Below are 15706 nucleotides of genomic sequence, written 5' to 3'. Positions count from 1 at the left end.
CCCTTACCCACCAAAAACGCGCTGTGGGTTAGCAATCAGTAAGGTTTCAAGTTGTTCGCCGCTGACGCCGTGGCGTTTCAGGCGCGGGACAAAATGTTTAAGGATGTAGCCATAGCCGTGACCACCGTAGCGGGTCAGCATGGTTTTCAGGAACACGTCCTGCGATAACAAAATCTGTTCGATAAAGCCGTCATCGATCAGCTCGCGAATGGCGCGGGCATTCTCTTCATCGGATGGTGACTGCGCGGACTCATCGGCGTAGTAATAGCTCATGCCGATCATGTCGTATTCCAGAAAGGCGCCGCGCTGCGCCAGGTCGCGCTGGTAGCGCTTATCGGCAAAGCTGGGGTTCATGTGGCACAGCACCACGTGACGCAGGTCAGCGCCTTCTTCTTCCAGAATATCCAGCACCCGATGGCCTAATCGCTCCCAGCCGGGCAGATGCACCTCAACCGGCACCCGTGTCGCGGCACTGGCGCGGCCCGCGGCCCGCAGGGATTTCTCCTCGTTGGGAGTAAAGCGGCTGGAGACGCCGATTTCGCCGATCAAACCGGACAGCACCTCGGGTTTCTCTTCCCGGCCGCCCAGGTCGTAAATCAGCTTGTCAGCAAGCGCTTCGATGCTGATCGTTTTGACCCAGTCCGGATGAGATGGCTCCAGATACAGCCCGGTGCTCATGATGATGTTCAGCCCGGTCAGGCGTGCGATGCGCTGCAGCGCTTTCGGGTCACGGCCAATGCCGATATTGGTGGGATCCACCACCGTCTCGCCGCCCAGTGCCCGAAACTTCATCAGCTCTTCAATCGCCAAATCCACATCAAACAGCTGACAGTTATCGCGGCTGATCAGCGGGTTAAGCGACAGCTCGCCCAGGTTTTCGATGCTGACCGGCATTTCCGCCAGGTGACGATCGCCACAGCAGCAGGGCGGCACCCACTTGCCGGAGGCATCCAGCAGAATATGTTCGTGCATCAGCGTCACGCCCATTTCACTCACCGGCAGCGGACCGAGTACGGTCATCACATAGCCGCTGTTGATGCCCAGCGGCAGCGGATCGGGATGGCGAAAAATAGAATGTTTCATCAGCTATCCTTTCGCCGCCGATCGCGTCGGGTTGAGAATGCGGGTGTTCAGCCAGATGGCCAGCAAAATAATCGTACCGGTGGCGATCTGCGTATAAAACGGGGAGATGTGCGACAAAATCAGGCCGTTCTGGATGATGGCAATCGACAGCGCGCCGAGCAGCGTGCCGATAACGGTACCGAAACCACCGAACAGGCTGGTACTGCCCAGCACCACCGCCGCGATAACCTGTAACTCGAAGCCTTCGCCCTGGTTAGAGGAGCCGCTGCCCAGACGCGCAGTGATGATCATGCCCGCCAGCGCCGCCGCCATGCCGCTGATGAGGTAGACCTTCATGGTCACGGCTTTGGTGTTAATCCCGCTCCGGCGCGCGCCTTCCGCATTCGCGCCAATCGCCGTGACATAGCGACCAAAGCGCATATGATTCAGCACGATATGGCCGACGATCAGCACCACGATGCCGATCAGCGCGGGCATCGGCACGCCCAGTACCCAGGCGCGGCCCATAAAGGCGAACGGGCTGTCGGCAGGGATGGGAATGGAATAGCCCTGCGTAATCAGCAGCGCCACGCCGCGCACTACCGCCAGCGTCGCCAGCGTGACGATAAAGGCCGGAATGCCTTCATAGGCGATAAAGAAGCCGTTGATGGCTCCTACCAGCGCGCCCAGCAGCAGGCCACCCAGCAATACCACCGGCCAGGGCAGGCCCCAGTTATTCAGCGCGATAGCCGACAACGCGCCGACCAGCGCCAGCGTCGATCCTACGGAAAGATCGATGCCGCCCGTGGTGATCACCAGCGTCATCGCCGTGGCGACGATCAGCAGCGGCGCGCTCTGGCGAATGATATTCAGCCAGTTAGCACTGCTGAGAAAGTTGCCGGTGATCAGGGAGAACACCACGCAGCAGAACACAAAAAACAGCGCGATGCTCACCACGCCAGAGTGGTTGTGCAGCAGGCGGCGCGGCAACGAGTGTTGCGCCATACGGGAACTGCTCAGATTCATAATAGTCATCCTGTTACCTCGCTCAGTGCGCGGCGGCCGAGCGGGCGACAAACTTCTCACCCACGATCAAATTGACGATCTCGGTCAGATCCGTGTCGGCCACGCGGCGCTCCGCTACGTTGGTGCCCTCGTACATCACCATGATGCGATCGCACACCAGGAACAGATCCTGTAAGCGATGGGTGATCAGGATGACGCTCACGCCACGCGCCGAGACCCGACGGATCAACTCCAGCACCGCCTCGACTTCGGCGACGGCCAGCGCGGCGGTGGGTTCATCCATAATCAGCACTTTGGGATCGAAGGCGGCGGCGCGCGCAATGGCAATCGCCTGGCGCTGACCGCCGGAGAGATTGCGCACCAGTAAGCGCGTGTCGGGGATTGAAATGCCCAGGCCTTTCAGCATTTCCCGCGCATCTGCGTGCATTTTTTCTTCGTCCAGAAACGGAATGCCGAGAATCGACTTCATCGGCTCACGTCCCATAAACAGGTTGCCCGCCACATCGACGGTGTCGCACAGCGACAGGTCCTGATACACCATCTCGATATGGCAGCGGCGGGAATCCGCCGGGTTACTGAAATGCTGGTCTTCACCATCGATACGAATCGTGCCGCTGGTAGGCACGACTGCGCCTGACAGCACTTTGGTCAGCGTGGATTTACCCGCGCCGTTGTCGCCCACCAGGCCCAGCACTTCGCCCGGGGCCAGTTGCAGATTAACGCCGCGCAGGGACCGTATCGCGCCATAAGTCTTGGTAATATTCACCATTTCTACCCGTGCCGGGGCAGGTTGTATTTGCTGCATGTGATCACTCCCATCACCGCTAACGGGAAAGTTGTTCTGCGGGCAAAAAGAGGTTATCCGGCACGGTTTACGCCCTTGTAAACCGGTTTACCTGCGAGATAAACCCTTTGTCATTACATACAGAACAACGCGCTACAACGATATTTGTTTGCCGGGTACGACATTGCAGCTTCCGTGCCAGCCTGGGAACAGGCGCGACATTCACGGTCTAACCTTTTGTAATGAAAAGCATTTAAATGTTAATTACAGGTAAACCGGTTTACTCACTATAACGCTGTGAAATTAAAAAGCGCGTTATTTGCGCTAAAACTGTGCACTTTTGCGCCATTTTGGGACGTTGTTAACACATTTGTATCGAATCGCGCGCCACCCATTCCACCGGCAGGCGGGTTTCGGCGGGCACAGCGAGGTCGTCATTCAGAATGCGCAACATGATGTGAACCGCTGTGCGGCCCAGTTCCCGCGCAGGCTGGCGGATGGTAGAAATGCGCGGTTGGGTAAAGTCGGCATAGGTCGCGTCATCAAAGCCCACCAGCGACAGCGCCTCAGGGGCTGTGAGTCCGCGTGCGCGCAGGCCATCCAGCAGTCCCAGCACCAGATAATCACTGGCGGCAAAGACAGCGGTAGGGCGCTCATCGCGGCTGAACAGCCGTTCCAGCGCCTGCTCACCGAATTCACGCTGGTATTCGCCGTACATCACCCATTCGGGCGGCACGTGCAGGCCCGCCTGCGTCATCGCGGTGCAAAAGCCCTGATAGCGTTCGCGCACACTCATCAGCTCATCCGGCCCGCCGACAAAGGCGATATGGCGGTGACCGGCGGCGATCAGGTTTTCGGTGGCAATCCGGCCGCCCTGTACGTTATCGGCAAAGACCTTGGGCACCATGCTGCCGGGAATGTCTTCATCCAGCAGTACGATGCGCTGGTGGCGGTTAATTTCTTTGCGTAACAGGCCGTTATCAGGATGGTTAGTGGTAAACAGCAGGCCATCCACCTGGCAGGTATCCAGCCAGCGAATAAACTGGCTCTCTTTGTCAGGATGGTTGCGGGTGAGGCACAGCACCAGGCTGTAGCCGTGGGCCGAGGCGGCTTCTTCGGCGGCATCGGCCAGTTCGGCAAAGAAGGGGTTGGTAATATCGGGCAAGACCAGCCCTAAGGTTTCGCTACCGCCCTTGCTCAGACGGCGTGCCAGGCTGTTGCCGCGATAATCCAGTTGACGAATCGCCGCTTCAATCCGGTCGATGGTTTCCTGCGGCAGCATAATGCTTTGATTCATATAGCGGGATACGGTCGCTTTTGACAGCCCGGCCAGCGCTGCGACGTCGGATAACAACACCCGTTTTTTACTCATATCTTCTGCCATCTTGCCCGCAATCGGCTATCAGTAACACAGTTACGCGCAGCGAATACAGTGTTTTCCCTGACCGCTGACGATAAAATAATCGCTTGACAAAATTTTGCCGGAAGCGAATGGTAGAGACAGTTTACCGCATGACCCGGGAGTCACTCCCAAACCCGATTAATCCCTTTCACAAGTTCACCATAATGGACGGCGAACAGAAAGTCGGTTATTCAGGTCCTGGCTGAATCAGCCATTCAGACGATATTTGCCCGCCAACAATAATCCCTCTGCATTACGATGCGGAGATCGACTGGTTATCGCACATTCCCGACGAGGAATTTTATGATGATGGCATTTAACACCAGAAAACTGCGCGCGGTTGCGCTGGCTACGGGCTTACTGTCTGCGGGTTCGTTATTTTCACTGGCGCATGCCGCCACGACGTATGCGCTGGTTCAGATTAATCAGCAGGCCCTGTTTTTTAATCAGATGAATCAGGGCGCACAGGAAGCCGCGAAAGCCAGCGGTAAAAATTTAGTGATCTTTAACGCCAACGATAATCCCGTATCGCAAAACGACGCGATCGAAAATTATATTCAGCAGGGCGTGAAGGGCATTATGGTGGACGCGATTGACGTCAACGGCATTATGCCGGCCATTAAAGAAGCGGCCGCCGCCAAAATACCGGTCATTGCGATTGATGCGGTATTACCGGCGGGCCCACAGGCGGCACAGGTGGGCGTGGATAACCTGGAAGGCGGCAAAATTATTGGTAAATATTTTGTCGACTACGTGGCGAAAAATATGGGCGGCAAAGCGCGACTGGGCATTGTGGGCGCGCTGAATTCAGCCGTGCAGAACCAGCGTCAAAAAGGGTTTGAAGAAACCATTAAAAGTCATCCAGGCATCACCGTCGCGGATGTGGTTGATGGCCAGAACGTGCAGGATACGGCGATGACGGCGGCAGAAAACCTGATCACCGGCAACCCGGATTTAACCGCCATCTACGCGACCGGCGAACCGGCCCTGCTGGGCGCGATTGCGGCGGTGGAAAACCAGGGCCGCCAGAAAGACATCAAAGTCTTTGGCTGGGATCTGACCTCCAAAGCTATCAGCGGCATCGATGGCGGGTATGTCACGGCTGTCCTGCAACAGGACCCGAAAAAGATGGGTGAAGAGGCGGTGAAGGCTCTGAACGCGATTACCGCAGGCAAAACCGTGTCGAAAACCATTCTGGTGCCGGCCACGGTAGTGACCAAAGCCAACGTGGACAGCTATCGCGCGATGTTTAAATAACCGCTGACTCGCCGCCTGCCTGGAGCAGCGCGGCGAGCTCCTCTGCGGTGGGAAAGGCCTGACGTGTGCCATGCCGACTGACGGTCAGCGCGGCAGCCTTACTGGCGTGTGTAAGTGCTAACTTATCAATCTCGCCCCCACGGAGGAGTGCGGATGCCAGCATCACGGCAAGAAAGGTATCGCCTGCACCGGTGGTATCCACGGCATGAGCGGGCTGCGCCGGGCAAAACGTCCGCTGCTCGCCCTGAATCAGCCAGGCCCCGGCGCTGCCGTGAGTAACCACTAACGTTTTAACGGCGCCGGGCGCTAACTGTTGGGCTTCATGCTGATTCACTACCGCGATATCCACCTGCGGCCAGCACGCGCGAAAACCGGCGTGCACTGGCGAGGGGTTAAAGACGGTGATCAGACCAAGGGATTTCGCCAGGCTGAACAGCGCGTGGGTTTTCCCGGGCGAGAAATTACCCTGCTGGACCAGCAGATCGCCCGGACGCGCGCCGGCAAGATGGTGACTGAGCGTCGCGATATCCAGCGCCTCAGCCGCCGCTGTACTGGTAATAATGGCGTTATCGCCGTCGGCGCTGTTTAAAATAAGTGAGGTATCGCTCAGGGCCGCAACAGGCTGTGCAGGCAGTAACGTCACCGGCTCGTGTATAAGCTGCTGACGGATCCAGTTTCCTTTACTGTCATGACCGGTCGCGGCAAGTAAAACCGTCTCGATGCCGCAGCGGGATAATACGATCGCCTGATTCGCGCCTTTACCGCCGATATCCTGCGAACGATGATAACCATGCACAGAGGCGCCCTTAGCCGGAATATCCGTGACAGACCAGGTTTCATCGACAGTAATATTACCAGCCACATAAACACGCATAGTGTTTTCCTGAACAGGATAAAGACGCGATGGTTGCTATATCAGCAGAAAAAAATGACGCAATACAAGCGATATTTTCCCGCCCCAAAGCCGTTATTGGCGTGATTCACTGTGACCCGTTTCCGGGCTCGCCAAAATATCGCGGCAAATCCGTCAGCGCGATCATTGAGCGCGCCTTACGCGATGCCGAAAACTATATTCTCGGCGGTGTTCACGGCCTGATCGTGGAAAACCATGGCGATATTCCCTTTTCAAAACCCGAGGATATTGGCCCGGAAACGCCGGCATTCATGGCGGTAATTACGGAAAAAGTGCGCGAACGTTTCGGCGTACCGCTGGGTATTAACGTGCTGGCGAACGCCGCGCTGCCTGCTTTTGCCACCGCGCTGGCGGGCGGGGCCGATTTTATCCGCGTCAATCAGTGGGCGAATGCGTATATTGCCAACGAAGGCTTTATTGAAGGGGCCGCCGCCAAAGCGCTGCGCTACCGCAGCCAGCTACGTGCCGAACATATTCGGGTGTTTGCCGACAGCCACGTTAAACACGGCAGCCATGCGATAGTCGCCGACCGCTCCATTCAGGAACTGACCCGCGACGTTGATTTCTTTGAAGCCGACGCGGTTATCGCCACCGGACAGCGTACCGGCGACAGCGCCACGCTGGACGAAATCGACGAGATCCGCGCCGCCACCGCCTTACCGCTGCTGGTGGGTTCGGGCGTCACGCCCGCCAATGTCTGCCAGATTCTGGGGCGCACCCAGGGCGTGATTGTGGCCAGCGCGCTCAAGGTGGACGGCGTCTGGTGGAACGACGTGGACCGGGACAGGGTAAAACAGTTTATGGCCGTGGCGCAGGCGGCGCTGGATCAGGCATAACCGCCGTTTATTCTCTGGTGCAGACAACAAAAAACCCCGCGGGTGAGGCGAGGTTTTTTGTTTACGTCAGCACGATTGCGTGCGGTGCACATCATGCACTATCAACGTTTTGAACTATACGAATTAATCCGGCATGGTGCAAGCAGGTGATGCTTTATTGTACGCTCTGACTGGATTGGTTTGAGGCTTCGCTCGCAATCATTGTATTTTTCTGTTTATTTATACAGTGTTTTTGTTATGCTTTTCCAGGTTGATGTTGATGTGCTCTGAGGCCGCACCGTGCTGTGAAAGATGCGTTTCATGACCGACAAGTCCTGGCTGCAACGGGTGGTGCCGTCAGTGCCTTAACCTCCAGGGGCACATCATGCATTATCAACCTAATCAGCCTGTTACAGGCAGCGGAAAGGTACGCAGGCTGTAAGTGCTCCTGACCACAGGAGCCAGCGTATGAGATGGATAGAAATCGCTCGCGTATTTCTGAAGCTCATGGTTGCACTACTGCAACTGCTTGAAATTATCGTGAAGTCCTTCAGGTAAATCACGTTCAGGCCGCACCTAAGGGAGGTGATGTTTACCTCCCTTTAATCATGTAGTTGAATTAAGCAGAACAGGGCAGTGTTAAATCAGGCCAGCCAGCCTTTCACCACCGGCAGCAGCGCCGGAATCTGCGACAGCAGATACAGCACCAGCCCGATGGTGCCGCCCACCAGCGTGCCGTTGATGCGGATAAACTGCAGGTCCTTACCGATGTTCAGCTCAATCTGCTGCGACATCTCCCGCGCATCCCAGCTTTTCACCGTGTCGCTGATATGGCGCGTCAGGAACGCCGCGAACTCCGGCGCAACGCTGCGGGCAGCGTCTTCCAGATGCTGATTCATCGAGCTGCGCAGCCCTTCATCAGCGGCCAGGGTTTCGCCCAGCCACAGCGCCGCCTGACGAACCTTGTCCTGCACTTTTGACGCCTCGCTGTTGAGATCCGCTTTCAGCCAGTCGCGCAGATCGCCCCACAGCTCGCCGATATAGCGGTTCAGCGTAGGATCGTCTTTCAGCCAGCCTTTAATTACCTCGGCGCGTTCCGCCATTTCCGGATCGTTTTTCAGCTTCTCAATCAGGCGATCCACCGCGCGGTTAAAGCCCAGCCGCAGTTCATGGCCCTGATCCAGCGCCACATCATCCAGCAGCGAATCCACCGCATTCGCCACCAGTTCTGCGCTGTGCTCGCCCAGCCACTCGGTCGGTAACATTTTGGCCTTGATGGGATGCTCGCGCTTCAGCCAGCGCACCAGCTGGTTAGCAATAAATTCCCGGGTACTGGGTTTATCCAGCAGCCGCAGCAACTGATCGACCGCGGCATCCAGCAGCTCCTGATGGCGGTTATTTTTGGTCAGGCTTTCCAGCATCAGCGCGCCGGTCTGGCTGAGATCCACCTTGTCGATCGCCTTGTGCACCGCCCGGCGCATAAAGTGCTGGATGCGTGCGTCATCCGTCAGATCGAGAAAGCCGCGCATCACCTGCAACAGATGACGACCTACCCGATCGGCATTACCGGGCGCGCTCAGCCATGTCGCCAGCATGTGCGACGGATCGTGGCGGCGGATCAGATTCAGCAGCGAATCGGTATCCAGAAATTTTTCCTGCACAAAGCGGCCCAGATTCTCACCGATGCGATCTTTATTACGCTGAATGATGGCCGTATGACGGGCAATAAACGGCACCGGCACGCGGCGAAACAGCGCCACCACCGCAAACCAGTCGGCCAGCGCCCCGACCATCGCGGCTTCGGCAATGGCTTTAATACCGCTGACGTAGAAGTTGGGCGGCAGAAACAGCGTGACAACAAAAGTGATGGCGGCCAGCAGCAGCAGCGAGAGCGCCAGGCGTTTGGTCCGTTTTAATTCGCGTTGTTTATCCATATCCTGATCTTAGCAGCTTGCCTGCTGAGTAAGTCAACGTTGCCCGATCCAGGCCGAAAAGCGCAGTTAAGTCTGGCACTAAACCGGCCTGTCTTAACGCGGTGGGCGATTCCCGCATCAGACTGTTCCTAAAAACTAATAACATTAAAAATTACCACTCTTATAAACAGTTACAGCAGTGTACATTTCGGGAGCAGTCTCCGTACGTTGACGCACCCTATCCATGGAACCAGACCAGGAGAATTCACGTGAAAGCAATCGCAACGGCAACCGCAAGTCTGTTGATGTTAATGAGTGGCATCGGCGCGCACGCAGAAGGGCTGACCACCTCTGCCGATGGAAAAAATCTGACCGTCAGCTTCGGAAAGCCCACCATTAAGCAGGTTCTGCATTACCGTAAAATGTACGACAAAAAACCCTTCCCCGATGCCGAAATTTATTACTACGACAACGGCACCTATAAAATCATCTCGCAGGGGGAAAACCATTACGGCGTGTACGTGATGCAGGGCAAGTTCGATGATGAGACCTTCACGGTGCGCTTTATCTCGCTGCCGTCCACCGACTGGGGCAACAAGACCGCCTTCCATCAGTTGACCTTTGTGCGCGGCGATAAGCAGAACGTGTTTATCCAGAACGCGATTGTCGATACCGGCGAGGCGATTGCCCAGCAGAACGGCACCTACACGCAGGAAAAGAACACTGTCACCAACCCGGTGTCTACCAGCTGGAAACACAAGTAGCGTTAAGGTGGCAGCCAGGCTGCCACCAACCTTTAGCGACGGCGACCGCCAAACAGGCTGCCCAGCACGCCGCGAATAATCTGGTTAGTAATCTGTCGTCCCGCGCTTTTCGCCATGGTTTGCACCACGCCATCCCGCTTGCCGCCGCGTGGACCGGTGCTCCCAAACAGAATCTCTTTTAATCCCCCCAGAATACCGTCATCGACCGCCACCGTGTTGCCTTTGGCTTCGGGCGCATTGGCCTTGTCACTGGCGGCCTGCACGCCCTGTTGCAGACGTTCGTAAGCCGATTCCCGATCGATTTCCGTGTCGTATTTGCCCGACAGCGGAGAATGGTTGATCAGCCCGTTGCGCTCGTCCGTGTTTACCGGCCCCATGCGTGAGCCGGGAGCGATCACCATCGCCCGTTCCACCACCGACGGGCTGCCTTTGGCATCCAGAAAGGAGATCAGCGCTTCGCCGGTGCCCAGCGCCTGGATCGCCTCTACGGTCGTAAAGGCCGGATTGGCGCGCAGGGTTTCGGCGGCGGTTTTCACCGCTTTCTGATCGCGCGGGGTAAAAGCGCGCAGCGCATGCTGCACCCGGTTGCCTAACTGGCCCAGCACCGTATCCGGAATGTCCGCCGGATTCTGCGTCACGAACCAGATCCCTACGCCTTTGGATCGGATCAGGCGGATCACCTGCTCAATCTTCTCCAGCAGCACCGGCGGCGCATCGTTAAACAGCAGGTGCGCCTCGTCAAAGAAGAACACCAGCTTCGGTTTGTCCAGATCGCCCGCTTCCGGCAGGTATTCATACAGTTCTGACAGCATCCACAGCAGGCTGGTCGCGTAAAGCTTTGGCATCTGATACAGCTTCTCGGCCGACAGGATGTTAATGATGCCCTTGCCGTCGCTGTCGACGCGCATCCAGTCGCTAATTTCCAGCATCGTCTCGCCAAAGAAGTGCTCCGCGCCTTGTTCTTCCAGCGCCAGCAGCCCGCGCTGGATCGCGCCCACCGAGGCGCTGTTGATATTGCCGTACTGCGTCTGAAAGCTTTTCGCGTTATCGCCTATGTACTGCGTCATGGCGCGCAGGTCTTTAAAATCCAGCAGCAGCAGGCCCTGATCGTCGGCAATACGGAAGATGATCTGCAGCACGCCGCTCTGTACCTCGTTCAGGTTCAGCAGCCGTGCCAGCATCAGCGGGCCCAGATCCGACACGGTCGTGCGCACCGGATGGCCTTTCTCCGCAAAAATGTCCCACAGCACCACCGGATTGCGCTGCGGTTGCCAGTCGGTCACGCCGATGTTGGCCAGCCGCGCCTGCAGCTTTTCACTGCTCTGGCCTGCCATCGCCACACCGGTTAGATCGCCTTTCACATCCGCCATAAATACCGGCACGCCAATAGACGAAAAGGATTCCGCCAGCTTTTGCAGCGTCACGGTTTTTCCCGTGCCGGTCGCACCGGTGATCAGGCCGTGGCGGTTTGCCATCTGCGGCAGCAGGTGCAGTTGAACGTCAGGGGTTTGGGCGATAAGCAGGGGAGCGGTCATAGCGCAGTACTCACAAATAGTCAGTCATGCGTCAAGCATAGCCAGCGGGGCGGCAGCCGTCAGTAAAGATTGCGTGTTGCCGCCCGGAAATTTACTTCTGCACCTCTTCAAAATTCAGCAGCGTCACGCCAATGCCCTGCTGGGCGTGCGTCACGTTCTTGCGCAGCGCGACCTGTACCTCGCCCTGCAGCATCACCACGTAAGGCGAGTTCTGCTGAAGCTGCTGTTGCAGCGAGACGTAATCGGCCCGGCGCTTCGCGGCATCGCTTTCTCCGGCGGCTTTGCGGGTCAGGGCGCTCAGCTCTGGAATATCCCAGCCCACGCGCCAGGCCAGCGTTTTGCTGCCGTTTGGCACGTTATAAGCGAAGGTGCTGGCGTTAGTGTTCGGGTCGATATAGTCCGCGCCCCAGTAGGTAAAGATGGATTCGAACTGACGGCTGCGCATCTTGCTCCACAGCTCGGATTCCGCCACCGGCTGGATATCAAGATTCACGTCCGCCTTGGCAAAGCTCGACTGCAGCGCCTGGGCAATATCGATATACGGCGGCTGATTCACCACCGACAGCGCGATATGCGCGCCAGGCTTAATGCCGCCTTTGGCTAAAATCGCTTTGGCCTTCTCGACATCGTAGTGGAACGGTTTGGTCTCCAGCGCGCCGTCAAAGCCCTGCGGCAGGAAGCTCTGGTGCACGCGATATTGCCCCTTCAGCAGCTGATTCGCCAGGCTGTCGTAGTCCACCAGCCAGCGCGCCGCCTGCCATAAGGCCGGATTGCCCAGCGCAGGCTGCTGCGTGCTTTTGGTGTTAAAGCCCAGGTAGTAGATCAGGCTGGAGGGAAAGGCCGCGATGTGCACATTGGGATCGCTTTTCAGCGAGGCCAGCTGATCCGGCCCCAACTGGTACGCCGCATCCACATCGCCCTGCTGGATCAACAGCCGACGGGTGCCCGGATCGGCCACGCCTTTCAGCAGCACCCGTTTCAGGTGCGCTTTCTGCGTGCTGTTGGGATTGGCCTCCAGCACCAGCGCCTGCAGGGGCACGAACTGTTTGATCGCATAGGCCGCGCTGCCCGCCGAGTGGGTTTTCAGCCAGCCGTTGCCGTAGTCGTTACTGACGGCATGCGACTGCGCCAGCTTGCTGTCGACAATGGAGGAGACCGGCGCAGTCAACAGGCGCAGGGCCAGATCCTGGCCGATTTGTGCCGGCCAGCGCAGCTCCAGTTGATGATCGTTGATCACGGTGAACTGCTGGTCGATGTTTTCCGGCGTCCAGCCAAATTCACTCAGGATAAATGAGGGCGCTTTGTTCAGCTTCACCGCGCGGGTAAAGGAGAACACCACATCCTGCGCTGTTAACGGATTGCCCCTGGCAAAACGCGCCTGCTGATTCAGGTCAAACACCAGACTGTTTGGGGTTTTACCCGGCTGCCAGCGCAGCGCCGCCAGCGGGGACAGCTTCTGCGGATCCTGATGGTCCGGCTCCAGTAACGTCTGGTAGATGTTGCGCAGGCTGCTGTTGCTGACGGTTTCAAAGCTTTCCGCCGGGTCAAAACTGATAATGCCGTCCAGCGGCACGGCGACCACGAACGTATCTTTCGGCATTGCCGCGTGGGCGGCAGAGGAGAGAGCAAGGGCGGTAAGCAGGAGCAGCGGTTTGCGCATGGCGGTTATCCTTAATGATTGATAACCCTACTGTAACCCGCACCAGAGCAGGTCAAAATGCCGGTTTGTTCTGAGCTATGCCAGTTTCGTCTTAGCTGATAAGCCGCCCGTTAAGGGCGGCTCAGATCGTCAGTGGAAGTTATGAATCACTTCCAGCACGCCGTTGATAATGAACTGCACGCCCATGCACACCAGCAGAAAGCCCATCAGACGCGAGATCGCCTCGATGCCGCCTTTGCCCACCAGGCGCATAATCGCCCCTGAACTGCGCAGGGAAATCCATAAAATCACGCTCACCACCAGGAACGTCAGCACCGGCGCGACGTTAATGACCCAGGCCGGAAAATCCACCCCGCTGCGCACGGTAGACGCCGAGGAGATGATCATCGCGATCGTCCCCGGCCCGGCGGTGCTGGGCATCGCCAGCGGCACAAAGGCGATGTTCACCGGCTCCTGCGCGGTTTCCAGCTCATCGTGCTTGTGTTTGGCTTCGACCGAATGGCCCACCGGCTTCGCCGGAAACAGCATCCGAAAACCTATAAACGCCACGATCAGCCCGCCCGCGATGCGCAGCCCCGGAATGGAGATGCCGAACGTGTGCAGCACCGCGCTGCCTGCATACCAGGCCACCATCATGATGGCGAACACATAGATGCTCGCCTGCAGGGCCTGACGGTTGCGCTCCCGAAAATTCATCTCACCGGCCAGGCCCAAAAATAGCGCCACGGTGGTGAGCGGGTTGGCGAGCGGCAGGATTACTACCAGTCCCAACCCGATTGCTTTGATTAACTCCAGCATGCCTTATTCCGCTTAGTGTTTAGGCCGTTCCAGCGCTTCCAGCAGCTCCGGGAAGAAGTCTTGCAGGATTTCCGGCGTCATCAGCTCTGGGTACTGCATCAGGTGCTCGCGGATGCGTTCGTTCACGTCCGGGATCAGGCGCTGTGCCGCATCGCTGGCGCTGATTTTATGCTTCTTCATGCTGCGCAGCAGGTCGGCGGGCAGATTGTCTTCGTCTTCGTTGTCTTCCACCATCTCCAGCGCATCCAGCTCGTCGAACATCTCCATTAACGCTTCGGTTTGCGGCGTGCGGGATTCATATTCTCGCGGATGCTCTTCGGCCATGTAGCGCAGCATCAGGCGCATTGGCGTACCATCGGGGGACTTAGGTGGTTCGGCGGCGAACCAGGTCAGCAACTGGTGGATGGTGACCTGATGGACGTGATAACCGTTATCCACCAGTTCGTCGGCCAGCAGCTCAGCGCTTTCGTTTTCAATCAGGCAGATATGCGTGCGGTTGGGATCGTACTCTTCGAGCCACTGGTAGATCTCTTCGATCACCCCGTCGTCGTACTCGAACTTTTTGTTTACATAGCTCCCTTCTGACGCATTTACGCAGGCTGTGATCAGGTCTGGATCGAAGTAAATTGCGATGTTGATACCTTTCATGCGTGCCGTCCTGTTCAAATCCAAAACATCACTATAACGCTCAACGCATTAGGAAGGAAAACTTATGACTTAACGTGTTGCGATACAAGATGATACAGACAGCGGGCGGGGTGCTGACAGGCGGTAAACAGGCGGAAGGGAAGGGCGATAAACCTGCCAGCGCGGGGCTGGCAGGCGACGGTCAGGAGATAAAGTTTTTACCCTGCTTCAGCACCACGTCACAGGCTTTGGTTTTCAGCTTCTCGCCCATCGGCGAGTTGCTGAGGCTTTGCAGGTTCAGCTGCTGGCCATTGCCGGTGTTCAGCAGCCCGGCCACGCCCTGGGTGTAATCCGGTTTCTGTTCCTGTGCCGCCGTGGTATTCAGGCCCAGCTTGCTCAGCACCTGGTCTTTTACCGACTGCACGTTGTTTTTCACCACGTTGTGCTCGACGCAGTACTGCATCACGCCGGCGGCATTGGTCATGCTGTTGGCGCTCATGGCTTTGTCGTTGCTGTTCAGCAGGCTGGTAATGGAGGACATCGACAGCCCGCTGTTCTGCTGACCTGCTGCACCGTTGTTTTGCTGGCTGAGCTGGTTGGCGGCACTGCTCAGTTGATCCTGCCAGCTTGCGGCTGACGCATTGCCCGCCAGCAGCAGGGCTGCCAGGGCGCAGGCGATATGGCGCTTTTTCATTTCGACCTCGGTTGGGTTTTGTGCTTCGTGTTGCTAAGAGGCGGTGCGGATGAGAAAGTTCCGACGGAAAGGTGAGGGGAAGGCGGTTTGGGAAGATTCTGGCGGTGGTAAAGTGCGGGTTTATCCGGTTCCGTGTGTTTTTTCGCCGCTTAGCGCACAACACAGCGGAATAGAGTTGCGCGCCGGGCACGTAACGGTATAATCGCCAACGTTTTCCGCATCCTCTTCAGTGCCGAAGTGGCGAAATCGGTAGACGCAGTTGATTCAAAATCAACCATCGAAAGATGTGCCGGTTCGAGTCCGGCCTTCGGCACCATTAGTACTTCCAAGACCATCCGAGAAAGTCCAATTAACCCTTAAAAATCAATGGGTAAAGCGATTTTTATGTCCTGTGTTGTCCGAGGTTGTCCGTTGAAATCCGGATGCCGTTGGGGGCATAATTGGGGGCATCTTAAC

At 57.3% G+C, this 15706-nt stretch carries 14 protein-coding genes and 1 tRNA gene; 4 read left to right on the top strand and 11 right to left on the bottom strand.

Translation table 11 applies throughout. From position 1 onward, the window contains the following. Nucleotides 1-3 precede the first annotated feature (3 nt). The 4 genes from RAC65_RS19110 to RAC65_RS19095 all read right to left on the bottom strand — a co-directional run bounded on the left by RAC65_RS19110 (nucleotide 4) and on the right by RAC65_RS19095 (nucleotide 4256). The gene (locus RAC65_RS19110; RefSeq protein WP_375097052.1) at nucleotides 4-1083 is read right to left on the bottom strand and encodes a phosphotriesterase; all 1080 of its coding nucleotides are present in this window, start codon (nucleotides 1081-1083) and stop codon (nucleotides 4-6) included. 3 nt (nucleotides 1084-1086) lie between these two features. Then, nucleotides 1087-2088, bottom strand: a complete 1002-nt coding sequence (locus tag RAC65_RS19105) for an ABC transporter permease (RefSeq protein WP_375097051.1) — start codon at nucleotides 2086-2088, stop codon at nucleotides 1087-1089. 22 nt (nucleotides 2089-2110) lie between these two features. Then, nucleotides 2111-2857, bottom strand: coding sequence for an ATP-binding cassette domain-containing protein (locus RAC65_RS19100; RefSeq protein ID WP_161784123.1), 747 nt, complete (start codon nucleotides 2855-2857; stop codon nucleotides 2111-2113). 376 nt (nucleotides 2858-3233) lie between these two features. Further along, a complete protein-coding gene (locus RAC65_RS19095; protein WP_039338863.1) occupies nucleotides 3234-4256 on the bottom strand; it encodes a LacI family DNA-binding transcriptional regulator in 1023 nt (340 codons plus the stop codon). Nucleotides 4257-4580: 324 nt separating this feature from the next. On the opposite strand from RAC65_RS19095, the gene RAC65_RS19090 reads away from it, so the two are divergent. Next, nucleotides 4581-5531 carry a substrate-binding domain-containing protein gene (locus RAC65_RS19090; protein ID WP_039339103.1) on the top strand — a complete coding sequence of 317 codons (951 nt, stop codon included), beginning with the start codon at nucleotides 4581-4583 and terminating at the stop codon, nucleotides 5529-5531. Here RAC65_RS19090 and RAC65_RS19085 read toward each other — a convergent pair. Beyond that, the gene (locus RAC65_RS19085; RefSeq protein ID WP_375097050.1) at nucleotides 5524-6405 is read right to left on the bottom strand and encodes a PfkB family carbohydrate kinase; all 882 of its coding nucleotides are present in this window, start codon (nucleotides 6403-6405) and stop codon (nucleotides 5524-5526) included. The genes RAC65_RS19090 and RAC65_RS19085 overlap by 8 nt on opposite strands. A 29-nt stretch (nucleotides 6406-6434) precedes the next feature. On the opposite strand from RAC65_RS19085, the gene RAC65_RS19080 reads away from it, so the two are divergent. Beyond that, nucleotides 6435-7280 (top strand): BtpA/SgcQ family protein, encoded by an 846-nt coding sequence (locus RAC65_RS19080; protein WP_263757020.1) that lies wholly within the window; start codon nucleotides 6435-6437, stop codon nucleotides 7278-7280. 623 nt (nucleotides 7281-7903) lie between these two features. Here RAC65_RS19080 and RAC65_RS19075 read toward each other — a convergent pair. Beyond that, nucleotides 7904-9193, bottom strand: a complete 1290-nt coding sequence (locus RAC65_RS19075) for a DUF445 domain-containing protein (protein WP_375097049.1) — start codon at nucleotides 9191-9193, stop codon at nucleotides 7904-7906. Nucleotides 9194-9441: 248 nt separating this feature from the next. Here RAC65_RS19075 and RAC65_RS19070 point away from each other — a divergent pair, with 248 nt between their 5' ends. Beyond that, complete coding sequence (locus RAC65_RS19070) at nucleotides 9442-9936, top strand: hypothetical protein (RefSeq protein ID WP_006121814.1); 495 nt, start codon at nucleotides 9442-9444, stop codon at nucleotides 9934-9936. A 32-nt stretch (nucleotides 9937-9968) separates the two neighbouring features. On the opposite strand, the gene RAC65_RS19065 is transcribed toward RAC65_RS19070, so the two are convergent. From RAC65_RS19065 to RAC65_RS19045, 5 genes are all read right to left on the bottom strand, one after another. After that, nucleotides 9969-11471, bottom strand: coding sequence for a helicase HerA-like C-terminal domain-containing protein (locus tag RAC65_RS19065; protein WP_375097048.1), 1503 nt, complete (start codon nucleotides 11469-11471; stop codon nucleotides 9969-9971). Between the two features lie 91 nt (nucleotides 11472-11562). Further along, nucleotides 11563-13131: an ABC transporter substrate-binding protein gene (locus tag RAC65_RS19060; RefSeq protein WP_375097047.1), complete on the bottom strand. Its 1569-nt coding sequence runs from the start codon at nucleotides 13129-13131 to the stop codon at nucleotides 11563-11565. A gap of 129 nt (nucleotides 13132-13260) precedes the next feature. Beyond that, nucleotides 13261-13929: a MarC family NAAT transporter gene (locus RAC65_RS19055; protein WP_006121819.1), complete on the bottom strand. Its 669-nt coding sequence runs from the start codon at nucleotides 13927-13929 to the stop codon at nucleotides 13261-13263. 12 nt (nucleotides 13930-13941) lie between these two features. Beyond that, complete coding sequence (locus RAC65_RS19050; protein WP_006121820.1) at nucleotides 13942-14577, bottom strand: hypothetical protein; 636 nt, start codon at nucleotides 14575-14577, stop codon at nucleotides 13942-13944. A gap of 181 nt (nucleotides 14578-14758) precedes the next feature. Next, nucleotides 14759-15250 carry a DUF2501 domain-containing protein gene (locus RAC65_RS19045; RefSeq protein WP_375097046.1) on the bottom strand — a complete coding sequence of 164 codons (492 nt, stop codon included), beginning with the start codon at nucleotides 15248-15250 and terminating at the stop codon, nucleotides 14759-14761. Between the two features lie 231 nt (nucleotides 15251-15481). Here RAC65_RS19045 and RAC65_RS19040 point away from each other — a divergent pair. Next, nucleotides 15482-15566: transfer RNA gene (locus tag RAC65_RS19040), tRNA-Leu, on the top strand. Nucleotides 15567-15706: the final 140 nt, after the last annotated feature.

The sequence above is a fragment of the Pantoea sp. BS_8 genome, assembly GCF_041954965.1.
In the GTDB taxonomy this organism is placed as follows: Bacteria; Pseudomonadota; Gammaproteobacteria; order Enterobacterales; family Enterobacteriaceae; genus Pantoea; species Pantoea stewartii.
Note: the sequence above shows the minus strand (reverse complement) of the source record. Positions and strands in the feature narration are given on the sequence as shown.